The following is a 21048-nucleotide window of genomic DNA, read 5'->3' on the forward strand; positions in this document are numbered from 1 at the left end:
GGCCTACAAAAATCCATAGGCCTGATAAGCGCAATAAAAAAGCTCGCCATAGCGAGCTTTTTTCAATTCGAGCCGATTACAGGCTGGCGACGTTTTCAGTCAGGTATTTTGCCACGCCGTCTGGAGAGGCGTTCATCCCTTCTTTGCCTTTTTCCCACTGTGCCGGGCACACTTCGCCGTGCTCTTCGTGGAACTGCAACGCGTCAACCATACGCAGCATTTCGTCGATGTTACGGCCCAGCGGCAGATCGTTAACCACCTGGTGACGAACCACGCCGTTGGCGTCGATCAGGAAAGAACCGCGCAGGGCAACGCCCGCTTCCGGGTGTTCGATACCGTAGGCTTTCTGGATTTCACGCTTCACGTCAGCAACCATTGCGTATTTCACTGCACCGATGCCGCCTTTATCGACAGGGGTGTTACGCCATGCGTTGTGGACGAATTCAGAGTCAAAAGAAACGCCGACAACTTCTACGCCACGCGCCTGGAACTCTTCATAACGTTTGTCGAAAGCAATCAGTTCAGACGGGCAAACGAAGGTGAAGTCCATCGGCCAGAAGAACAGAACGGTTGCTTTGCCGTTGGTGTGCTGTTTGAAGTTGAAGTTTTCAACGATCTCACCGCTACCCAGTACGGCGGCTGCTGTGAAGTCCGGGGCCTGACGAGTAACCAGTACCATATAAATACTCCTGCAAAGTTAAGGGGTTTGGAACGCAACGCGGGCAAGTATAGGGAGGGGAAGAGGGCAACTCAACGCGGTGCTGACAATCAATGAGACAGGTTTCACCTATCAATTTTTTGCCTGATGGCGTTACGCTTATCAGGCAACTAAAGCGATTTCTGACGCGCCTGTGCCATCATGCGCGGGTAGAAGCGCCAGAAGCGCGCTTCTAACGCATCGTAGTGCGCATCCAGATCATACCAGGAGTCGCGCAGGGCATCGAGGCGTGGGCGGCGATTCGCCATCCCGTTGAGGACATTCTGGATAAAATCCATATCGCGATAACGCTCCAGCCACTTTTCCGACCACAGATAATCGTTCAGATTCACAAAACGCGGCGGCGAGTCGGGCAAAATAGTGCTGACCTGCGCATGGGCGTAGCCCACGAACGCCTGCAACGGGAAATCGGGAGATATTGTCGCCCAGTGGCGCGACAGGAAGTGGTCCCACATCACATCCAGAGTGATGGGGGCTACACGACGGGTTTCGCTGCGAAACCATTCCCGCGCTTCACGCACTTCCGGCAGATTATCGGTCATGACGTCAATCCGCCGATGCATATAAATCCCTTCCACCACGTCAGGGGGAAAATTCGCCTCCGGGTTTCCCCGAACAAAATCGGCCAGCAAATTGCCGGAAAGCGAGCTGTCGGCGAGATGCGCTAAGTGCAGGTGTGCAAGAAAATTCATATCCACTTCATCCTTCAAACTGCCTCTTTGTTGGCTGCGAGTTACTCGGCCCATCCCCGGGCCTCACCCCTGCGGGGCCGCTGCAAGCAGCGTTCAAATTCGTTCCTGACGAATTTGTCATTCAGTTGCCGCCTCGATGCATCCTGAATGATTTTGTCTATCGCTTATATCTCTTAACTTGAGGGGTAACGGTTGCAGGGAGCGCGCCCCGGCACTAGACTACCCGCCTCTTATTTTAGTCTGAGTCAGTGTCATGCGCGTTACCGATTTTTCCTTTGAATTACCCGAATCCCTGATCGCCCACTATCCGCAGCCTGAGCGCAGTCGTTGCCGCTTGCTGTCACTGGACGGGCCGACGGGCGCGCTGACGCACGGTACTTTCACCGATCTGCTCGATAAGCTCAACCCTGGCGATCTGCTGGTCTTTAATAATACCCGCGTCATCCCGGCGCGTCTGTTTGGCCGTAAAGCCAGCGGCGGTAAGATTGAAGTGTTGGTTGAGCGGATGCTGGATGACAAACGCATTCTGGCGCATATTCGCGCTTCCAAAGCGCCGAAACCGGGCGCGGAACTGCTGTTGGGCGATGACGAAAGCATTAACGCCACCATGACCGCACGTCATGGCGCGCTGTTTGAAGTTGAGTTCAACGACGCGCGCCCGGTTCTGGAGATTCTCAACGCGATCGGCCATATGCCGCTGCCGCCGTACATCGACCGCCCGGATGAAGACGCCGACCGTGAGTTGTATCAGACGGTCTACAGTGAAAAACCGGGAGCCGTTGCCGCGCCAACCGCGGGTTTGCACTTTGACGATCCGCTGCTGGCCGCGCTGCGCGAAAAAGGCATTGAGATGGCGTTTGTGACGCTGCACGTCGGCGCGGGGACGTTCCAGCCGGTGCGTGTGGAGACCATTGAAGATCACATCATGCACTCGGAGTACGCCGAAGTCCCGCAGGAGGTGGTTGATGCGGTGCTGGCGGCAAAAGCGCGGGGCAATCGGATCATCGCGGTGGGCACCACCTCGGTACGCTCGCTGGAGAGTGCGGCGCAGGCGGCGAAAAACGACCTGATCGAACCGTTCTTCGGCGATACGCAAATCTTCATCTACCCAGGTTATCAATACAAAGTGATTGATGCGCTGGTGACCAATTTCCACCTGCCGGAATCGACGCTGATTATGCTGGTGTCCGCTTTTGCGGGTTATCAGCACACGATGAATGCGTACAAGGCTGCGGTAGAACAAAATTATCGCTTTTTTAGCTACGGGGACGCGATGTTTATCACGTACAATCCGCAGGCTTTGAATGAGCGTGTCGGGAAGTAGGTTCGCGGCACAGGTTTAAACGTCAGACTGTTTTTCTGGCGTATGGAGAGAAAATGAAATTCGAACTGGATACTACCGACGGACGCGCTCGCCGTGGCCGCCTGGTGTTTGATCGTGGCGTAGTGGAAACGCCTGCTTTTATGCCCGTCGGTACGTATGGCACCGTTAAAGGCATGACGCCGGAAGAAGTTGAAGCTACCGGCGCACAAATTATTCTCGGCAACACCTTCCACCTGTGGCTGCGCCCGGGTCAGGAAATCATGAAACTGCATGGCGATCTGCATGATTTCATGCAGTGGAAAGGCCCGATCCTGACGGACTCCGGCGGTTTCCAGGTGTTCAGCCTCGGCGATATTCGCAAGATCACCGAGCAGGGCGTGCATTTCCGCAACCCGATCAACGGCGATCCGATTTTCCTCGATCCTGAAAAATCCATGGAGATTCAGTACGATCTCGGTTCCGATATCGTCATGATTTTCGACGAATGTACGCCGTATCCGGCGGACTGGGACTATGCTAAACGCTCTATGGAGATGTCTTTACGCTGGGCGAAGCGCAGCCGCGACCGTTTTGATGGTTTGGGCAACAAAAATGCGCTTTTTGGCATCATTCAGGGCAGCGTTTACGAAGATTTACGCGATATCTCTGTCAAAGGTCTGGTAGAGATTGGCTTTGATGGCTACGCTGTCGGCGGTCTGGCTGTAGGTGAGCCGAAGGAAGACATGCACCGCATTCTGGAGCATGTCTGCCCGCAAATCCCGGCGGACAAACCTCGTTACCTGATGGGCGTCGGCAAACCGGAAGATCTGGTGGAAGGCGTGCGTCGCGGTATCGATATGTTTGACTGCGTTATGCCAACACGCAATGCCCGTAATGGTCACCTGTTCGTGACTGACGGCGTGGTGAAAATTCGTAATGCGAAGCATAAAAGCGACACCAGCCCGCTCGATGCCGAGTGTGATTGCTACACCTGTCGCAATTATTCGCGTGCCTACTTGCATCATCTCGACCGTTGCAACGAAATATTGGGCGCGCGACTCAACACGATTCATAACCTGCGTTACTACCAGCGTTTGATGGCGGGTTTACGCAAGGCTATTGAAGAGGGTAAATTAGAGAGCTTCGTGACCGATTTTTACCAACGTCAGGGTCGACCTGTTCCACCTTTGAACGTTGATTAATTTTAATAATGAGGGAAATTTAATGAGCTTTTTTATTTCTGATGCGGTAGCGGCAACAGGTGCTCCGGCGCAGGGCAGCCCGATGTCTCTGATTTTGATGCTGGTGGTGTTTGGTCTGATTTTCTACTTCATGATCCTGCGTCCACAGCAGAAGCGCACCAAAGAACACAAAAACCTGATGAGCTCCATCGCAAAAGGCGATGAAGTGCTGACTAACGGTGGCCTGGTGGGTCGTGTAACGAAAGTAGCGGAATCCGGCTACATCGTTATCGCGCTGAATGACACCACTGAAGTGGTTATCAAACGTGACTTCGTAGCTGCCGTTCTGCCGAAAGGCACTATGAAGGCGCTGTAATCTATTGTTTTCCCAAAGGGAACTGCCGTGTTAAACCGTTATCCTTTGTGGAAGTACATCATGCTGGTCGTCGTGATTGTCGTCGGCCTGCTTTACGCACTTCCCAACCTGTATGGTGAGGATCCGGCTGTTCAAATCACTGGCGCGCGCGGCGTCGCCGCCAGTGAGCAAACGCTGATCCAGGTCCAGAAAACGTTACAAGAAGAAAAAATTACCGCTAAGTCTGTGGCTCTGGAAGAGGGCGCTATTCTTGCGCGCTTCGACACCACCGACATCCAGCTGCGCGCCCGTGAAGCGCTGGTTGGCGTGCTGGGTGATAAATACGTCGTGGCGCTTAACCTTGCTCCGGCAACGCCTCGTTGGCTGGCGGCCATTAAAGCCGAGCCGATGAAACTTGGCCTTGACCTGCGTGGCGGCGTTCACTTCCTGATGGAAGTGGATATGGACACCGCGTTAGGTAAACTTCAGGAGCAAAATATCGATAGCCTGCGCAGCGACCTGCGTGAAAAAGGCATTCCTTATACCACTGTTCGCAAAGAAGATAACTACGGTCTGAGCATCACGTTCCGCGATAACAAAGCGCGTGATGAAGCGATCTCTTATCTGAGCGGGCGTCACCGCGATCTGGTGATTACCAGCCAGGGCAATACGGTGCTGCGTGCGGTCATGTCTGATGCGCGTCTGAGCGAAGCGCGTGAATATGCCGTTCAGCAGAACATCAACATTCTGCGTAACCGTGTAAACCAATTGGGCGTGGCTGAGCCGGTTGTCCAGCGTCAGGGTGCGGATCGCATCGTCGTTGAGCTGCCGGGTATTCAGGATACCGCGCGTGCGAAAGAGATTCTGGGCGCTACCGCGACCCTCGAATTCCGTCTGGTAAACACCAACGTTGACCAGTCTGCGGCGGCATCCGGGCGCGTACCGGGTGACTCGGAAGTGAAACAGACGCGCGAAGGCCAGCCGGTTGTGCTGTACAAACGCGTGATCCTGACCGGTGACCATATCACCGACTCCACTTCCAGCCAGGACGAATACAACCAACCGCAGGTTAACATCTCGCTGGATAGCGCAGGTGGCAACATCATGTCTAACTTCACCAAAGACAATATCGGCAAGCCGATGGCGACCTTGTTTGTGGAGTACAAAGACAGCGGTAAGAAAGATGCCAACGGTCGTGCGGTACTGGTGAAGCAGGAAGAGGTGATTAACATCGCCAACATCCAGTCTCGCCTGGGCAACAGCTTCCGTATTACCGGTATCAACAACCCGAACGAAGCCCGCCAGCTCTCTCTGCTGCTGCGCGCCGGTGCGCTGATTGCGCCGATTCAGATTGTTGAAGAACGGACTATCGGCCCGACGCTGGGTATGCAGAACATCAAACAGGGCCTGGAAGCGTGTCTGGCCGGTCTGGTGGTCTCCATCCTGTTCATGATCTTCTTCTACAAGAAGTTCGGTCTGATTGCGACAAGCGCGCTGGTGGCCAACCTGGTATTGATTGTCGGTATCATGTCGCTGCTGCCGGGGGCCACGCTGAGTATGCCGGGGATTGCCGGTATCGTGCTAACCCTTGCGGTGGCGGTCGACGCCAACGTACTGATCAACGAACGTATTAAAGAAGAGTTGAGCAACGGGCGTACGGTTCAGCAGGCGATTGATGAAGGTTATAAAGGCGCGTTCAGTTCCATCTTCGATGCGAACATCACCACGCTGATTAAAGTCATCATCCTGTACGCAGTCGGCACCGGGGCAATTAAAGGGTTCGCGATTACTACCGGTATCGGTGTGGCGACGTCGATGTTTACCGCGATTGTCGGTACGCGTGCCATCGTAAACCTGTTGTATGGCGGCAAACGCATCAACAAGCTGTCAATCTGAGGAGTGCGATGTGGCACAGGAATATACTGTTGAACAATTGAACCACGGCCGTAAAGTCTATGACTTTATGCGCTGGGACTACTGGGCTTTCGGCATCTCTGGTTTCCTGCTGATTGCGGCCATCGTGGTGATGGGCGTGCGCGGTTTTAACTGGGGTCTCGATTTTACCGGTGGTACGGTTATCGAAATCACGCTGGAAAAACCGGCCGAAATGGACGTGATGCGCGATGCGCTGGAAAAAGCGGGCTTTGCCGAGCCGCTGTTGCAGAACTTCGGTAGCAGCCACGACATTATGGTGCGTATGCCGCCGACGGAAGGTGAAGACGGCGGTCAGGTGCTGGGTAGCAAGGTGCTGAGTGTCATTAACGAAGCCACCAGCCAGAACGCCGCCGTGAAGCGTATTGAGTTTGTCGGGCCGAGCGTGGGCGCCGATCTGGCGCAAACCGGTGCGATGGCGCTGATTGTCGCGCTGATCTCTATCCTCATTTATGTCGGTTTCCGCTTTGAGTGGCGACTGGCTGCGGGGGTGGTTATCGCGCTGGCGCACGACGTGATTATCACCTTAGGGATTCTGTCGTTGTTCCATATTGAGATCGACCTGACGATCGTTGCATCGTTGATGTCGGTTATCGGTTACTCGCTGAACGACAGTATCGTGGTATCTGACCGTATTCGTGAAAACTTCCGCAAAATTCGTCGCGGGACGCCTTACGAAATCTTTAACGTGTCGTTGACCCAGACGCTGCACCGTACGTTGATCACCTCCGGGACGACGTTAGTGGTGATTCTGATGCTGTACCTCTTCGGTGGTCCGGTACTGGAAGGCTTCTCTCTGACCATGCTGATCGGTGTTTCTATCGGTACGGCATCGTCGATCTACGTGGCCTCGGCGTTGGCGCTGAAGCTGGGCATGAAGCGCGAGCATATGTTGCAGCAGAAAGTTGAGAAAGAAGGGGCGGATCAGCCGTCTATTCTGCCTTAATCACGCAGTCACGTTATTACTGGAATCCCGGTCGTATGGCCGGGATTTTTTTATCGCTAAAAAAGCCTGCGGTTAAGCGGGCTTCTGCATCCTTCACGGGCAATGGGGTACGCAGAGTGTTAAACTTGCTCATAACCCTACATTCAACGCAGATACAGAGTCACTATGGCGATTATCCCTAAAAACTATACGCGGCTGGAAAACGGCTATCGTGAAAAGGCGCTCAAATTATTTCCGTGGGTATGCGGGCGATGCTCTCGCGAATTTGTTTATTCTAACCTGCGCGAATTAACCGTCCATCATATCGATCACGACCACACCAATAACCCGGAAGACGGCAGTAACTGGGAGTTGCTGTGTCTGTACTGTCACGATCATGAGCATTCGAAATATACCGAAGCCGATCAGTATGGCTCAACCGTTATTGCCGGGGAGGATGCGCAGAAAGATGTCGGTGCTGCGATGCATAACCCTTTCGCTAATTTGAAAGCGATGATGGATCAGAAGAAATAAAAAAGCACCGGCGCGTTGCGCGTTCGGTGCTCTTTCTGTGCCCGGCGTTGTACTGGCCGGGCGGCAAATAAACAGCTTAGAAGTTGTAACCGACAACCAGGTAGCCACCCCAACCGGTAGCTTTAACCGTTTCGGATTGCCATACCGGCTGAGCGCCGTTTTCCCACTGTCCGCCGTTATGGAAGTAACGAGCCACCACAGAGTAGTGCCAGTGATCGTAGTTCAGCGCCAGGATGTGGCTGGATGCGATAGAGTTGCTGGTACGGTACTGAGAGTCGCCCAGATCGGAGCCCCAGTCAAAGTTAGTGAAACCGATGTAGCTCAGGTTACCGCCCCACAGCTCGGTGAGTGGCACGAAGTATTTCACTTTGAAACGGTAGCCGTCCCACTCATTTTCGTTATCAGCCAGGTAGTTCTGCCACTGGTACTTCGCATAGACGTTCAGGGACAGGCTCATCGGCAGACCGGTTTCGATGTCAGTACCCAGACCCATGTACCAGGTGCTCTGACGGCCAGACTTGTTACGACCCATGTCATAGATGTAGTTGTTAGCGAAATACCACTCTTTGAACGGGCCAAAGCTCAGGTCGGCTCCGGTCAGTTTGTCGATAGAGAAACGCGGTTCAATTTCCATGAACAGCGGGGAACCGTGGTTCCAGATACCCTTCGCGTTGGTGTTACCGCCGAAGAATACCGGCGCATCCATATAGCCGTAGAAATCGAACCAGTCTTTTTTCGCGAATGCTTCATATTCCAGATAGGTATCGTTACGGAGCTGCGGTCCGAAACGGGTATGGTAGCTGCCTACGACGTTAACGCTCTGGTGCCACCAGTCTGAAAGGTATTGCGGTTTGTCATTTTCTGCTGCGTTAACAGTAAAGGACGATGAGAGCGCCAGCACTGCACCGGCTGCAAGTAATGTTTTTTTCATATTGTATGCCACTGTTTGAAATCCCTTGAAGGGAATGAAAAAGGCGCAATTTGCGTTTCTAAATATTTCGTGTTTCTGCGGAGCCTATTATAGAAATCATTGCTCACAAAAATATGTCTTGTTTCACAGATCTATCATCTACGTAATCGATTGCGTTCACGTTTGCGTACTTTAAGCGCGGCGATTGTACTGACTTTCATGAATGTTGCCAACTTTTAGCAAAAATTGCGGTGATGTCAGGGGAGTAACAAAAAGCCGGGGAGGGATGTTGCGGAACGCACAAAACGCTCCGCCGGAGGTTTATTGATTAACAGGCTGGATATCGTGAACGCGGACAAAACCTAACTGGTCGGGCGTCAATCCGTTTAATTGTAACGGGATGTCCACATCGCTCGGCGCCAGGATGCTGGCCGGAGCGTTAATCAGTTGATTCTGGACATTCACTTCCTGATAGTTATCCGTGGTGCCCTGAATCTGCCCGTATTCGACAGTACCGCTAAACGCCGGTAACGGATCGTTGGACTCACCCTGAATGCGCAGCGTCACGCGTGTGCCGTCGGCATTGGGCGCAATATTCACCAGGGACATACGCAGCGTACCGATCTGACTGTTCAGGCGGGCAGGCGTTTTTGAACCCGGCAGCAGATAGACCCCGCTGGTGGATTTCGCATTCAACATATTTTGCTGAGTAATCTTCACGGTTTCCTGGTTTAACTGCGCCATTTCCGTATTCAGCGTGCTGACGCTTTGGTTCATCTGGCGAACTTCGCTCTGCTGCGCGCAGGCGCTCAGGCTAAAGAGGCTTCCCACCAGGAGAATTCTTAGGTAACGTCTTGTCATGTAGATTATTTCCTTCATGGTCGCGATACCCTAATGGTAGATCGCAAAGGGGCGTAAGGTATCGATCCTTTGTCTCAAAAGTGCTCCGCCTTTGTTGTCGCGCCAGTTCAGGGTAAAATAGATTTCTGTTAACCACCTGGTCAGGACGCCGTATGCATTGCCCATTCTGTTTCGCCGTAGACACTAAGGTTATTGACTCTCGTCTCGTGGGTGAGGGCTCTTCCGTACGCCGCCGTCGGCAGTGTCTGGTCTGTAATGAACGTTTCACTACCTTTGAAGTGGCAGAGCTTGTTATGCCGCGCGTAGTGAAAAGTAACGATGTGCGTGAACCTTTCAACGAAGAGAAGTTGCGCAGCGGTATGCTAAGAGCGCTGGAAAAACGCCCTGTCAGCTCTGATGACGTCGAAATGGCGTTGAATCACATCAAATCACAGCTGCGAGCCACGGGGGAACGCGAAGTTCCCAGCAAAATGATTGGCAACCTGGTGATGGAGCAACTGAAAAAGCTCGATAAAGTGGCTTACATCCGCTTTGCCTCCGTCTATCGGAGTTTCGAAGACATCAAAGAATTCGGCGAAGAGATTGCTCGCCTACAGGATTAAGCCATGCTGGATGAGTTTTACATGGCGCGTGCGCTGAAGCTGGCGCAGCGCGGGCGTTTCACCACGCACCCGAACCCGAATGTAGGCTGTGTGATCGTCAAAGATGGCGAAGTCGTTGGCGAAGGCTACCATCATCGCGCGGGTGAACCGCATGCTGAAGTCCATGCGCTGCGTATGGCGGGAGACAAAGCCAAAGGCGCGACCGCGTATGTCACGCTTGAACCGTGCAGCCATCATGGCCGTACGCCGCCGTGCTGCGATGCGTTGATTGCCGCTGGCGTGGCGCGGGTCGTTGCGGCGATGCAGGACCCCAATCCGCAGGTCGCGGGACGTGGGCTGTACCGTTTGCAGCAGGCGGGGATCGACGTCAGCCACGGGCTGATGATGAGCGAAACGGAACAGCTGAACAAAGGTTTCCTCAAGCGGATGCGCACCGGCTTCCCGTATGTGCAGCTCAAGCTCGGCGCATCGCTGGATGGCCGCACGGCGATGGCCAGCGGTGAAAGTCAGTGGATTACCTCCCCGCAGGCGCGGCGCGATGTGCAGCGTTTACGGGCGCAAAGCCATGCGATTCTGACCAGCAGCGCGACGGTGCTGGCCGACGACCCGGCGTTAACGGTTCGGTGGCCTGAACTGGATACCTCAACCCAGACTCTCTATCCGCAGGAAAATCTGCGTCAGCCGATTCGCATTGTCCTCGACAGCCAAAACCGCGTGACGCCGGAGCACCGTATTGTGCAGCAGCCGGGAGAAACCTGGTTTGCCCGTACGCAGGACGATTCCCGCATCTGGCCTGAGACGGTTCGCAGCCTGCGGGTGCCGGAGCATAACGGTCATCTGGATCTGGTGGTGCTGATGATGCTGTTGGGTAAACAGCAGATTAACAGCATCTGGGTGGAGGCCGGGCCGGTGCTTGCGGGCGCGCTGTTGCAGGTGGGCGTGGTGGACGAGCTTATCGTCTATGTTGCGCCTAAACTGTTAGGAAGTGATGCGCGAGGATTATGTGTGCTGCCGGGGCTTGAGAAACTGAGCGAGGCACCCCATTTTAAATTCAACGAGATACGCCATGTAGGCCCGGATGTTTGCCTGCATTTGATTCCCGCGTAAAGGCTTCGAAATAGAGAAGCGGCGCGTCGAGTATTATGATAAAATCCGCCCCCCTGCGGGGCCATATCGAACCCGAAGGAAGAATATGAACATTATTGAAGCTAACGTTGCTACCCCGGACGCTCGCGTCGCCATCACCATTGCGCGTTTCAACAATTTTATCAATGACAGCCTGCTGGAAGGCGCGATTGACGCCCTGAAGCGTATTGGTCAGGTAAAAGATGAAAATATTACCGTGGTTTGGGTTCCTGGCGCGTATGAACTGCCGCTGGCGGCTGGCGCATTGGCAAAAACCGGTAAATATGACGCGGTGATTGCGCTGGGTACAGTGATTCGTGGCGGTACCGCGCACTTTGAATATGTGGCTGGCGGTGCAAGCAACGGCCTGGCGCACGTCGCCCAGGACAGCGAAATCCCGGTAGCCTTTGGTGTTCTGACCACTGAAAGTATTGAACAAGCCATCGAACGTGCTGGCACTAAAGCTGGCAACAAAGGTGCGGAAGCCGCACTGACCGCGCTTGAAATGATTAATGTATTGAAAGCCATCAAGGCCTGATTTTTGTAAGGGGAAATCCGTGAAACCTGCTGCTCGTCGCCGCGCTCGTGAGTGTGCCGTTCAGGCGCTCTACTCCTGGCAGTTGTCCCAGAACGACATCGCTGATGTTGAATACCAGTTCCTGGCGGAACAGGACGTAAAAGATGTCGACGTTCTGTATTTCCGTGAACTGCTGTCCGGGGTGGCGACTAACAGCGCGTACCTGGACGGATTGATGAAACCGTACCTGTCTCGTCTGCTGGAAGAGCTGGGTCAGGTAGAAAAAGCTGTGCTGCGTATTGCGTTGTTTGAACTGTCTAAACGTAGCGATGTGCCATATAAAGTGGCCATCAACGAAGCGATTGAACTGGCGAAGACCTTCGGCGCCGAAGACAGCCACAAGTTCGTCAACGGCGTACTGGACAAAGCAGCACCTGTGATTCGCCCCAACAAAAAGTAATCTCCAGGTCGGCTGGTGGCGGGATGTATTCCCGCTATCTCCGGCCTTTTCTTTTTTTCTGCTGAGGCATAACGTATGGCATGCGGCGAGTTCTCCCTGATTGCCCGTTATTTTGACCGTGTTAGAAGCTCTCGTCTCGACGTCGAAACCGGTATCGGTGACGATTGCGCTCTCCTGAATATTCCTGAAAAACAGACGCTGGCGATCAGTACCGATACGCTGGTGGCGGGCAACCATTTCCTGACTGATATCGATCCTGCCGATCTGGCCTGGAAAGCGCTGGCGGTTAACTTAAGCGATCTGGCGGCGATGGGGGCCGATCCGGCCTGGCTGACGCTGGCCCTGACGTTGCCGGACGTTGACGAAGCGTGGCTGGAAGCGTTTAGCGACAGCCTGTTTGACCTGCTGAATTACTACGATATGCAGCTGATTGGCGGCGACACCACGCGTGGGCCGCTGTCGATGACGCTGGGTATTCATGGCTATGTGCCCGTGGGACGCGCGCTCAAGCGTTCCGGGGCAAAACCTGGCGACAGGATTTACATCACCGGCACGCCGGGGGACAGCGCCGCTGGGCTGGCGATTTTACAGCATCGCTTACAGGTGGCGGATGCGAAAGACGCAGACTACTTGATTAAGCGGCACCTGCGCCCGACGCCGCGTATTTTGCAGGGGCAAGCTCTGCGCGACCTGGCGAATGCGGCGATCGATCTTTCCGATGGCCTGATTTCTGACTTGCGGCATATCGTTAACGCCAGCGGCTGTGGCGCGCGGGTGGATGTGGATGCGCTGCGGTATTCTGAGGCGGTTACCCGTCATGTTGATCCCGGGCAGGCGCTGCGCTGGGCGCTTTCCGGCGGTGAAGATTATGAATTATGCTTCACTGTACCGGAGTTGAACCGTGGCGCGCTGGATGTGGCGCTGGGGAATCTTGGCGTACCGTTTACCTGCATCGGACAAATGAGTGCGGATGTGGAAGGCATCAGCTTCATGCGTGACGGAAAGCCTGTCACTTTTGACTGGAAAGGATATGACCATTTTGCCACGCCATAAAGATGTTGCCAAAAGTCGGCTAAGCCTGCGTAACCCGTGGCACTTGCTGGCTACCGGGTTTGGCAGCGGCCTCAGCCCGATTATTCCGGGAACAATGGGGTCGTTAGCGGCGATCCCATTCTGGTATCTGATGACATTTCTGCCCTGGCAGCTCTACTCGCTGGTGGTGATGTTGGGGATCTGTATTGGCGTTTATCTTTGCCACCGAACGGCGAAGGATATGGGCGTTCACGATCACGGCAGTATTGTCTGGGATGAGTTTATCGGGATGTGGATCACCCTGATGGCGATCCCTACGATGGACTGGCAGTGGGTTGCCGCCGGATTTGTGATTTTCCGTATTCTGGATATGTGGAAACCCTGGCCGATTCGCTGGTTCGACCGTAACGTACACGGCGGAATGGGAATAATGGTTGACGATATCGTCGCAGGGGTTATTTCCGCCGGTCTGCTTTATTTCATTGGGCACCATTGGCCCATCGGGTTGTTTTAAACCTGTAGGCCCGATAAGCGTAGCGCCATCTGGCGTGGTATGGCCGGATGGCGGCATACATGCCTTATCCGGCCTACATGCTCATCGGGCAATATTATTTAAACCCGACCACCGGGTGCTGTTTATATGGCGTTTCCAGCTCGGCAATCTGCTCTGGCTTCAACGTCAAATCCACCGCGCCGAGCAACTCATCCAGCTGTTCTTCCCGTGATGTACCGATAATCGGCGCAGCGATGCCTGGTTTACTCAATAGCCATGCCAGCGCCACCTGAGCACGCGTTGCGCCAAGATCCTCACTGACGCCCGTCAGACGCTCTGCAATCCGTGCGTCATTCTCATCGCTCTCGCTGTACAGCGTCTTGCCGAACTCATCGGATACCGAACGTGCGGTGGTTTCTCCCCACGGGCGCGTCAGTCGTCCTCGTGCCAGCGGGCTCCACGGAATCACCGCGATCCCTTCGTGATAGCACAGCGGCAGCATCTCGCGCTCTTCTTCGCGATAGATGAGATTGTAATGATCCTGCATACTGACAAACTGCGCCCAGCCGTGCTGTTTTTGCAGCGCCAGCGCCTGGGCAAACTGTGCGGCGTGCATGGAGGAGGCGCCGATATAGCGCGCCTTACCGGCCTTCACCACATCATTCAGCGCTTCCAGCGTCTCTTCTATCGGCGTGTTGTAATCCCAGCGGTGAATTTGCAGGATATCCACATAGTCCATACCCAGACGTTTCAGACTGTCATCAATGGAACGCAGGATTTGCGCGCGGGATAATCCTTCTGGCAGGTCGCCGACGCGATGAAAAACTTTGGTGGCGACCACCACCTCTTCGCGGCGGGCGAAATCACGCAGCGCGCGACCCACAATCTCTTCGCTGCTGCCTGCGGAATAGCTATTGGCGGTATCAAAAAAGTTAATACCGCCTTCAAGCGCGCGCTTAATGATGGGGCGGCTGCTTTCTTCCGGTAGCGTCCAGGCGTGATTGCCGCGATCCGGTTCACCGAACGTCATGCAGCCCAGACAAAGGCGAGAAACCCGTAGATCTGTTTTTCCTAAGGTGTTGTATTGCATTGTTCCGCTCCTGTTATACCCGTTATTGATTAAGCATAGCAGGAGCGGGGAGGGGATTATGCCAGCCAGTCCTTGATTTTGGCCTCAATTCCGGCGGCATCCAGACCGAGTTCCGCGCGGGCCTCGTCCTGTGTACCCTGCGGGATAAAGAAGTCCGGCAGGCCGATATTCAGTACCGGAACGACTTTACGATGCGCCATCAGCACTTCGTTAACGCCGCTGCCTGCGCCGCCCATAATGGCGTTCTCTTCAAGCGTGATCAGCGCTTCGTGACGTTCAGCCATCTCCAGAATCAGCGTTTCATCCAGCGGCTTCACAAAGCGCATATCGACTAAGGTCGCGTTCAGGGATTCGGCGACTTTTGCCGCTTCCGGCAGTAGCGTACCAAAGTTCAGAATTGCCAGTTTTTCACCCTGACGTTTGACGAGTCCTTTGCCGATCGGCAGTTTTTCCAGCGGCGTCAGTTCCACGCCAACGGCGTTGCCACGCGGATAACGCACTGCCGTTGGGCCATCGTTATAGTGATAGCCGGTGTACAGCATCTGGCGGCACTCGTTTTCATCGCCCGGCGTCATAATGACCATTTCCGGGATGCAGCGCAGGTAAGAGAGATCGAACGCGCCCTGGTGCGTCTGCCCGTCAGCGCCGACGATACCGGCGCGGTCGATAGCAAACATCACCGGCAGTTTTTGGATCGCGACGTCATGCAGCACCTGATCGTAGGCGCGTTGCAGGAAGGTGGAGTAGATCGCCACGATCGGCTTATAACCACCGATCGCCAGACCAGCGGCAAAGGTCACTGCATGCTGCTCGGCAATCGCCACGTCAAAGTAACGGTCGGGGAATTTACGTGAAAACTCTACCATGCCGGAACCTTCGCGCATTGCCGGGGTGATTGCCATCAGCTTGCTGTCTTTGGCGGCGGTTTCGCACAGCCAGTCGCCAAAGATCTTTGAATAGCTCGGCAGACCGCCGCTGCTTTTTGGCAGGCAACCGCTGGACGGGTCGAATTTTGGCACCGCGTGGAAGGTGATCGGATCTTTTTCCGCCGGTTCATAGCCACGACCTTTTTTGGTCATGATATGCAGGAACTGCGGGCCTTTCAGATCGCGCATGTTCTTCAGCGTGGTAATCAGCCCCAGCACGTCGTGACCATCGACCGGGCCGATATAGTTAAAGCCCAGCTCTTCAAACAGCGTGCCTGGCACGACCATGCCTTTGATATGTTCTTCGGTGCGTTTGAGCAGCTCTTTGATTGGCGGCACGCCGGAGAACACTTTCTTCCCGCCTTCACGCAGGGACGAGTAGAGCTTGCCGGAAAGCAGCTGCGCCAGGTGGTTGTTCAGCGCGCCGACGTTTTCCGAGATCGACATTTCGTTGTCGTTGAGAATGACCAGCATGTCCGGCTTGATATCGCCCGCGTGGTTCATCGCTTCAAACGCCATCCCGGCGGTGATCGCCCCGTCGCCAATGACGCAAACGGTGCGACGGTCTTTGCCTTCTTTTTCTGCGGCGACCGCAATGCCAATGCCTGCGCTAATGGAGGTAGAGGAGTGGCCGACGCTCAGTACGTCGTATTCGCTTTCACCGCGCCACGGGAAGGGGTGCAAACCGCCTTTCTGGCGAATGGTGCCTATTTTATCCCGACGCCCGGTGAGAATTTTGTGCGGATAAGCCTGATGCCCCACGTCCCAGATTAACTGGTCAAACGGAGTGTTATAGACATAGTGCAGCGCCACGGTGAGCTCCACCGTGCCCAGCCCGGAGGCGAAATGTCCGCTGGAACGACTGACGCTGTCGAGTAAATAGCGGCGCAGTTCGTCGCAGAGTTTCGGCAGACTCTCTTTTGGTAGCAGGCGTAACTCCGAAGTGGAGTCGACCAGTGCCAGGGTCGGGTATTTGGCTATATCAAAACTCATCAGAGGCCTATTAAGTAAGACTTGTTGTTTGTTTATTTATCACGCTGGATTATGTAGTCCGCTAGCGCTTCCAGTGCCGAGGTATCGAGTGAGAGGTCTGCCAGCTGCGTTAACGACTGACGGGCGTCTTCGATCAGATCCCGGGCTTTATTCCGGGCTTGCTCAAGGCCCAGAAGTGCAGGGTAGGTACTTTTGCCAAGTTGCTGGTCAGCACCCTGACGTTTACCCAACGTTGCAGTATCGCCCACCACATCCAGAATGTCATCCTGGACCTGGAAGGCAAGGCCGATACTTTCTGCGTACTTATCGAGTATCGGCAAGGCGTTTCGTCCGTTTTCTCCGGCACTTAGCGCGCCAAGACGAACCGCAGCGCGAATCAGCGCGCCCGTTTTATGACGATGGATACGCTCCAGCGCCTCCAGCGGCACCTGTTTCCCTTCGGCAGCAAGATCCAACGCCTGGCCACCGCACATTCCGGCGATGCCGCTGGCGTTCGCCAGTTCAGAAATCATAGCAATGCGGTCGCGGTCGGCCACTTCCGGCATCGGGGCATCGCTGATGATAGAAAACGCCAGCGTTTGCAGGGCATCTCCGGCCAGAATGGCATTCGCTTCGCCAAATTTGACGTGGCAGGTCGGCAGACCGCGACGCAGGTCGTCGTCGTCCATCGCGGGTAAATCGTCATGAATCAACGAATAAGCGTGAATGCACTCAACGGCGGCTGCCGGGGCATCCAGCGTGGACAGGCTTACGCCAAACATCCTGCCCGTTGCGTAAACCAGGAACGGGCGCAGACGTTTACCGCCTAATAATGCGCCATACTGCATGGTTTCGACCACGGGAGTGTTCTGAAAGGGCAGTGGTGCGATAAAACGGCTCAGCGCCTGGTTGGCCTGCTCGACGCAGGCCTGTAGCTGCTGCGAAAAATCCATTTACTCATTATCCGGTGTAAAAGGCTCAGGAGATGCATCTTCATTGTCAGACAGCAGAATCTGCACACGCTGTTCGGCCTGTTGCAACTTTGCCTGCCCCTGACGCGCCAGCTGCACGCCACGTTCAAATTCGTTCAGCGCCTCTTCCAGCGGCAGGTCGCCGCTTTCCAGACGGGTAACAATCTGTTCCAGCTCGCTCAGCGCTGTTTCAAAGCTGGCGGGCGCCTCATTTTTCTTCGGCATAATGAATATCTGACTCTCAATATTTTCAGCTCTGATATGGTAACGGACTCAGAGCAATTATCAAATAACGCGCAATGTGCACAGGACGACCATGATGGTGGTATACTTCCGCGCCTGGATGCAGCTCCATGTATGGGCTGCTGTACTCTTTTCTCCACGACAAGCCTTGATGCTTGCTTAAGAACCATTGCCGCCATGAAGTTTATCATTAAATTGTTCCCGGAAATCACTATCAAAAGCCAATCTGTGCGTTTGCGCTTTATAAAAATTCTGACCGGGAACATCCGTAACGTGTTAAAGCACTACGATGAGACCCTCGCCGTTGTTCGCCACTGGGATAACATTGAAGTTCGCGCCAAAGATGAAAATCAACGCCTGGCGATTCGCGACGCGCTGACCCGTATTCCGGGCATCCACCATATTCTCGAAGTCGAAGATGTGCCGTTCACTGATATGCACGATATCTTTGAGAAAGCGCTGGTGCAGTATCGCGATCGGCTTGAGGGCAAAACCTTCTGTGTGCGCGTTAAACGTCGTGGTAAGCATGAGTTTAGCTCCATTGAGGTGGAACGTTACGTCGGCGGCGGTTTAAATCAGCATATTGAATCGGCGCGCGTGAAGCTGACCAACCCGGATGTGACGGTACATCTGGAAGTGGAAGACGATCGTCTGCTGCTGATTAAAGGCCGTTACGAAGGTATCGGCGGTTTCCCGATCGGCACCCAGGAAGATGTCCTGTCGCTGATCTCCGGTGGTTTCGACTCCGGCGTTTCCAGCTATATGCTGATGCGTCGCGGCTGCCGCGTACACTACTGCTTCTTTAACCTCGGCGGCGCGGCGCATGAAATCGGCGTTCGTCAGGTGGCGCATTACCTGTGGAACCGCTTTGGCAGTTCGCATCGCGTGCGTTTTGTCGCCATCAACTTTGAACCGGTGGTCGGCGAGATCCTCGAAAAAGTTGATGACGGTCAGATGGGCGTGGTGCTGAAGCGTATGATGGTGCGCGCGGCGTCGAAAGTGGCGGAGCGCTACGGCGTACAGGCGCTGGTGACGGGTGAAGCGCTGGGGCAGGTTTCCAGCCAGACGCTGACTAACCTGCGTCTTATCGACAACGTTTCCGATACGCTGATCCTGCGCCCGCTGATCTCTTATGACAAAGAGCACATCATCAACCTGGCGCGCCAGATTGGTACGGAAGATTTTGCCCGCACGATGCCGGAATACTGCGGCGTTATTTCGAAAAGCCCGACGGTGAAAGCGATCAAGGCGAAGATTGAAGCGGAAGAAGAGCACTTCGACTTTAGCATTCTCGATAAAGTGGTTGAGGAAGCGAGCAATGTCGATATTCGCGAAATCGCCCAACAGACCGGGCAGGACGTGGTGGAAGTGGAAACCGTCAGCGGCTTTGGCCCGAACGACGTGATTCTGGATATTCGCTCCGTTGATGAGCAGGATGACAAACCGCTGAAAATCGAAGGCGTGGATGTGGTTTCTCTGCCGTTCTACAAGCTGAGCACGAAGTTTGGCGATCTTGACCAGAGCAAAACCTGGCTGCTGTGGTGTGAGCGCGGCGTGATGAGCCGTTTGCAGGCGCTCTATCTGCGTGAGCAGGGCTTCCAGAATGTGAAGGTGTATCGTCCGTAATTGTTAGCATGATTGCAGGCCTGATATGCATCGCGCTATCAGGTCAGGCGCAACATATTGCCGGATGACGGCGTAACCGCCTTATCCGGCCTACGCACCGCCATTCGGCGCTATTCGTAGTAATTATAAATTCCTGCCGCCATCACCAGCTGTGACGCCACTTCATGGGCTTTTTCACGGCCAACCAGCAGATCGATAATTTTCAGTCCAAAGTCAATCGACGTTCCTGGCGCCTGGCTGGTCAGCAGCTTCACGCGCGGGTCCCACACCACACGTTTATCCTGCCACTGTTCGGCGGGAATGTTGTCTTTCAACGCCGGGAAGCCGGTCATATTGCCGATGGGAAAGATATCGTGCGGAACGAGAACCGTGGCGGCCGCTGCGCAAATCGCGGCGACAATACGCCCGGAACGGTGGAACTGCTTAACGGTTTCGACCAGCAACGGGCTGTCGCGAAAACACTCCGCGCCCTTAATGCCGCCAGGCAATACAATGATGTCGTAATCGCCGTCGGCCACCTCGACCAGCGGCGCATCCGCCAGCAGTTTTACGCCACGCGAACAGACTATGGTGAGATTTCCGTCGCTGGCGACGCTCGCGGTCGTGACCTGAATACCGCCACGAACCAGCAGATCGATAGTGGTGACCGCTTCGGTCTCTTCACTACCAGGGGCGAGGCATACCAGTGCCGATGCGCTCATACTCACTCTCCTTTCGCTTTACCATTTCAAACAGACGGGCATTTTCCGGGACGGCGATGCCATGCGCGCGGGCGCGTTTTAACAAATAACCCGTAATATAGTCGATCTCGGTATGACGCAGGGCACGCATGTCCTGCAACATAGACGAGATATTTTCTGCCGTACTCTCAATCACTTGATCGACATAATAACGTAAATCATCCGCCGACGTATGGTGTCCTTCGCGCTCGATAACCGCAGCGACCTCCTGACATATCGCCATTACCGCTTCCGGGTGGTGGCGTAATTCGCCGTTGGGGCAGTCCCATAGCGCGGTAAGGGGATTAATCACACAGTTTACCGCCAGTTTGCGCCACATCTCTGCGCGAATGTTGTTGTGCCAGGCGACGTCAGGCAGCACGCCCTGCAAAATATCGGCCAGATAGCTGTAGTCCCCGTCCTGCTCACGCGCCGGGCCAATATGGGTAGTGCCGTTGGCGACATGAATGATGACATTCCCGTCGCGTCTGGCGGCATGCGTCGTGGTGCCCATCAGTAACGGCTGCGGGATGTTTTGCAACTCTTCGATTGTGCCCATCCCGTTGTGAATCAGCAGGATCGGCGTGGTTTCAGGCAGAGTGGCGACCAGACCTCTTACGGCATCGTAGACCTGCCAGGCTTTCAGCGTGACCAGCAGCAGATCGCTGTTGGCCAGAAAATCAGGATCGTTCGCCGTCAGGGATTCGTTAAATATTGAACCGTCCGTCTCTATCAGATTCACGCTGCAATAGGGTTGCGGTACGCGCAGCCAACCCTGTACTTCATGTCCATGTTTGCACAGCGCTGTAAGCCAAAGTTGCCCTAAGGCTCCGCATCCCAGTACGGTAATTTTCATTGTTC

23 protein-coding genes are annotated in these 21048 nt (G+C 54.7%); 13 read left to right on the top strand and 10 right to left on the bottom strand.

Annotated elements, in window-relative coordinates; all coding sequences use genetic code 11:
* Window positions 1-76 precede the first annotated feature (76 nt).
* Window positions 77-679 (bottom strand): peroxiredoxin, encoded by a 603-nt coding sequence (locus tag OGX75_RS15865; protein WP_012133577.1) that lies wholly within the window; start codon window positions 677-679, stop codon window positions 77-79.
* A 149-nt stretch (window positions 680-828) separates the two neighbouring features.
* Window positions 829-1410 carry an ACP phosphodiesterase gene (gene acpH, locus OGX75_RS15870; protein ID WP_049009713.1) on the bottom strand — a complete coding sequence of 194 codons (582 nt, stop codon included), beginning with the start codon at window positions 1408-1410 and terminating at the stop codon, window positions 829-831.
* A gap of 253 nt (window positions 1411-1663) precedes the next feature.
* Between acpH and queA the strand changes: the two genes are divergently transcribed.
* The 6 genes from queA to yajD all read left to right on the top strand — a co-directional run bounded on the left by queA (window position 1664) and on the right by yajD (window position 7640).
* A complete protein-coding gene (gene queA, locus OGX75_RS15875) occupies window positions 1664-2734 on the top strand; it encodes a tRNA preQ1(34) S-adenosylmethionine ribosyltransferase-isomerase QueA (RefSeq protein WP_012133575.1) in 1071 nt (356 codons plus the stop codon).
* A gap of 53 nt (window positions 2735-2787) precedes the next feature.
* Complete coding sequence (gene tgt / locus OGX75_RS15880; RefSeq protein WP_012133574.1) at window positions 2788-3915, top strand: tRNA guanosine(34) transglycosylase Tgt; 1128 nt, start codon at window positions 2788-2790, stop codon at window positions 3913-3915.
* 22 nt (window positions 3916-3937) lie between these two features.
* Window positions 3938-4270, top strand: a complete 333-nt coding sequence (yajC, locus tag OGX75_RS15885; protein WP_012133573.1) for a preprotein translocase subunit YajC — start codon at window positions 3938-3940, stop codon at window positions 4268-4270.
* A gap of 27 nt (window positions 4271-4297) precedes the next feature.
* A complete protein-coding gene (gene secD / locus OGX75_RS15890; RefSeq protein ID WP_048902403.1) occupies window positions 4298-6145 on the top strand; it encodes a protein translocase subunit SecD in 1848 nt (615 codons plus the stop codon).
* A 10-nt stretch (window positions 6146-6155) separates the two neighbouring features.
* Window positions 6156-7127 carry a protein translocase subunit SecF gene (gene secF, locus OGX75_RS15895; protein WP_024130598.1) on the top strand — a complete coding sequence of 324 codons (972 nt, stop codon included), beginning with the start codon at window positions 6156-6158 and terminating at the stop codon, window positions 7125-7127.
* A 165-nt stretch (window positions 7128-7292) separates the two neighbouring features.
* Window positions 7293-7640, top strand: a complete 348-nt coding sequence (gene yajD, locus OGX75_RS15900) for an HNH nuclease YajD (protein ID WP_047458501.1) — start codon at window positions 7293-7295, stop codon at window positions 7638-7640.
* Between the two features lie 76 nt (window positions 7641-7716).
* On the opposite strand, the gene OGX75_RS15905 is transcribed toward yajD, so the two are convergent.
* Window positions 7717-8571, bottom strand: a complete 855-nt coding sequence (locus tag OGX75_RS15905) for a nucleoside-specific channel-forming protein Tsx (RefSeq protein ID WP_012133569.1) — start codon at window positions 8569-8571, stop codon at window positions 7717-7719.
* A 300-nt stretch (window positions 8572-8871) separates the two neighbouring features.
* Window positions 8872-9411, bottom strand: a complete 540-nt coding sequence (locus tag OGX75_RS15910; protein WP_024130597.1) for a SadB/YajI family lipoprotein — start codon at window positions 9409-9411, stop codon at window positions 8872-8874.
* A 152-nt stretch (window positions 9412-9563) separates the two neighbouring features.
* Between OGX75_RS15910 and nrdR the strand changes: the two genes are divergently transcribed.
* From nrdR to pgpA, 6 genes are all read left to right on the top strand, one after another.
* Window positions 9564-10013, top strand: coding sequence for a transcriptional regulator NrdR (nrdR, locus tag OGX75_RS15915; protein WP_012904816.1), 450 nt, complete (start codon window positions 9564-9566; stop codon window positions 10011-10013).
* 3 nt (window positions 10014-10016) lie between these two features.
* Window positions 10017-11120 carry a bifunctional diaminohydroxyphosphoribosylaminopyrimidine deaminase/5-amino-6-(5-phosphoribosylamino)uracil reductase RibD gene (gene ribD, locus OGX75_RS15920; protein WP_286450936.1) on the top strand — a complete coding sequence of 368 codons (1104 nt, stop codon included), beginning with the start codon at window positions 10017-10019 and terminating at the stop codon, window positions 11118-11120.
* Between the two features lie 85 nt (window positions 11121-11205).
* The gene (gene ribH, locus OGX75_RS15925; protein ID WP_001021161.1) at window positions 11206-11676 is read left to right on the top strand and encodes a 6,7-dimethyl-8-ribityllumazine synthase; all 471 of its coding nucleotides are present in this window, start codon (window positions 11206-11208) and stop codon (window positions 11674-11676) included.
* Between the two features lie 19 nt (window positions 11677-11695).
* Complete coding sequence (gene nusB, locus OGX75_RS15930; RefSeq protein ID WP_000801129.1) at window positions 11696-12115, top strand: transcription antitermination factor NusB; 420 nt, start codon at window positions 11696-11698, stop codon at window positions 12113-12115.
* A 75-nt stretch (window positions 12116-12190) separates the two neighbouring features.
* On the top strand, window positions 12191-13168 hold the full coding sequence (thiL, locus tag OGX75_RS15935; RefSeq protein WP_012133565.1) for a thiamine-phosphate kinase: 978 nt from the start codon (window positions 12191-12193) through the stop codon (window positions 13166-13168).
* A complete protein-coding gene (pgpA, locus tag OGX75_RS15940; RefSeq protein WP_115181915.1) occupies window positions 13146-13661 on the top strand; it encodes a phosphatidylglycerophosphatase A in 516 nt (171 codons plus the stop codon). The genes thiL and pgpA overlap by 23 nt, the downstream gene beginning before the upstream one ends.
* Before the next feature lie 94 nt (window positions 13662-13755).
* Here pgpA and yajO read toward each other — a convergent pair whose 3' ends face one another.
* Genes yajO through xseB form a run of 4 tightly spaced genes read right to left on the bottom strand, consistent with a single transcriptional unit; the run spans window position 13756 to window position 17824 of the window.
* Window positions 13756-14730, bottom strand: coding sequence for a 1-deoxyxylulose-5-phosphate synthase YajO (gene yajO / locus OGX75_RS15945; RefSeq protein WP_024130596.1), 975 nt, complete (start codon window positions 14728-14730; stop codon window positions 13756-13758).
* A 56-nt stretch (window positions 14731-14786) separates the two neighbouring features.
* Window positions 14787-16649, bottom strand: a complete 1863-nt coding sequence (gene dxs, locus OGX75_RS15950) for a 1-deoxy-D-xylulose-5-phosphate synthase (protein WP_112002118.1) — start codon at window positions 16647-16649, stop codon at window positions 14787-14789.
* Between the two features lie 32 nt (window positions 16650-16681).
* The gene (gene ispA, locus OGX75_RS15955; RefSeq protein ID WP_012133561.1) at window positions 16682-17581 is read right to left on the bottom strand and encodes a (2E,6E)-farnesyl diphosphate synthase; all 900 of its coding nucleotides are present in this window, start codon (window positions 17579-17581) and stop codon (window positions 16682-16684) included.
* Window positions 17582-17824, bottom strand: coding sequence for an exodeoxyribonuclease VII small subunit (gene xseB / locus OGX75_RS15960; RefSeq protein WP_012133560.1), 243 nt, complete (start codon window positions 17822-17824; stop codon window positions 17582-17584).
* A 195-nt stretch (window positions 17825-18019) separates the two neighbouring features.
* Here xseB and thiI point away from each other — a divergent pair, with 195 nt between their 5' ends.
* Window positions 18020-19468 (top strand): tRNA uracil 4-sulfurtransferase ThiI, encoded by a 1449-nt coding sequence (gene thiI / locus OGX75_RS15965; RefSeq protein WP_049008398.1) that lies wholly within the window; start codon window positions 18020-18022, stop codon window positions 19466-19468.
* Between the two features lie 110 nt (window positions 19469-19578).
* Here the strand turns inward: thiI and yajL are convergent, their stop codons facing one another.
* Together yajL and panE are read right to left on the bottom strand one after the other, a co-directional pair.
* Window positions 19579-20169, bottom strand: coding sequence for a protein deglycase YajL (gene yajL, locus OGX75_RS15970; protein WP_012133558.1), 591 nt, complete (start codon window positions 20167-20169; stop codon window positions 19579-19581).
* Window positions 20132-21043: a 2-dehydropantoate 2-reductase gene (gene panE, locus OGX75_RS15975; RefSeq protein WP_047458477.1), complete on the bottom strand. Its 912-nt coding sequence runs from the start codon at window positions 21041-21043 to the stop codon at window positions 20132-20134. The genes yajL and panE overlap by 38 nt, the downstream gene beginning before the upstream one ends.
* Window positions 21044-21048 lie beyond the last annotated feature (5 nt).

It is taken from the genome of Citrobacter sp. CK199 (genome assembly GCF_030333285.1).
Lineage (GTDB): Bacteria > Pseudomonadota > Gammaproteobacteria > Enterobacterales > Enterobacteriaceae > Citrobacter_B > Citrobacter_B koseri.

Coding starts and splice junctions, on each gene's coding strand:
- OGX75_RS15865 (WP_012133577.1), bottom strand. CDS start 679: ATGGTACTGGTTACTCGTCAGGCCCCGGACTTCACAGCAGCCGCCGTA.
- ribD (WP_286450936.1), top strand. CDS start 10,017: ATGCTGGATGAGTTTTACATGGCGCGTGCGCTGAAGCTGGCGCAGCGC.
- thiI (WP_049008398.1), top strand. CDS start 18,020: ATGAAGTTTATCATTAAATTGTTCCCGGAAATCACTATCAAAAGCCAA.
- yajL (WP_012133558.1), bottom strand. CDS start 20,169: ATGAGCGCATCGGCACTGGTATGCCTCGCCCCTGGTAGTGAAGAGACC.
- OGX75_RS15905 (WP_012133569.1), bottom strand. CDS start 8,571: ATGAAAAAAACATTACTTGCAGCCGGTGCAGTGCTGGCGCTCTCATCG.
- acpH (WP_049009713.1), bottom strand. CDS start 1,410: ATGAATTTTCTTGCACACCTGCACTTAGCGCATCTCGCCGACAGCTCG.
- ispA (WP_012133561.1), bottom strand. CDS start 17,581: ATGGATTTTTCGCAGCAGCTACAGGCCTGCGTCGAGCAGGCCAACCAG.
- yajO (WP_024130596.1), bottom strand. CDS start 14,730: ATGCAATACAACACCTTAGGAAAAACAGATCTACGGGTTTCTCGCCTT.
- yajD (WP_047458501.1), top strand. CDS start 7,293: ATGGCGATTATCCCTAAAAACTATACGCGGCTGGAAAACGGCTATCGT.
- yajC (WP_012133573.1), top strand. CDS start 3,938: ATGAGCTTTTTTATTTCTGATGCGGTAGCGGCAACAGGTGCTCCGGCG.
- panE (WP_047458477.1), bottom strand. CDS start 21,043: ATGAAAATTACCGTACTGGGATGCGGAGCCTTAGGGCAACTTTGGCTT.
- OGX75_RS15910 (WP_024130597.1), bottom strand. CDS start 9,411: ATGACAAGACGTTACCTAAGAATTCTCCTGGTGGGAAGCCTCTTTAGC.
- queA (WP_012133575.1), top strand. CDS start 1,664: ATGCGCGTTACCGATTTTTCCTTTGAATTACCCGAATCCCTGATCGCC.
- ribH (WP_001021161.1), top strand. CDS start 11,206: ATGAACATTATTGAAGCTAACGTTGCTACCCCGGACGCTCGCGTCGCC.
- nrdR (WP_012904816.1), top strand. CDS start 9,564: ATGCATTGCCCATTCTGTTTCGCCGTAGACACTAAGGTTATTGACTCT.
- dxs (WP_112002118.1), bottom strand. CDS start 16,649: ATGAGTTTTGATATAGCCAAATACCCGACCCTGGCACTGGTCGACTCC.
- xseB (WP_012133560.1), bottom strand. CDS start 17,824: ATGCCGAAGAAAAATGAGGCGCCCGCCAGCTTTGAAACAGCGCTGAGC.
- pgpA (WP_115181915.1), top strand. CDS start 13,146: ATGACCATTTTGCCACGCCATAAAGATGTTGCCAAAAGTCGGCTAAGC.
- tgt (WP_012133574.1), top strand. CDS start 2,788: ATGAAATTCGAACTGGATACTACCGACGGACGCGCTCGCCGTGGCCGC.
- thiL (WP_012133565.1), top strand. CDS start 12,191: ATGGCATGCGGCGAGTTCTCCCTGATTGCCCGTTATTTTGACCGTGTT.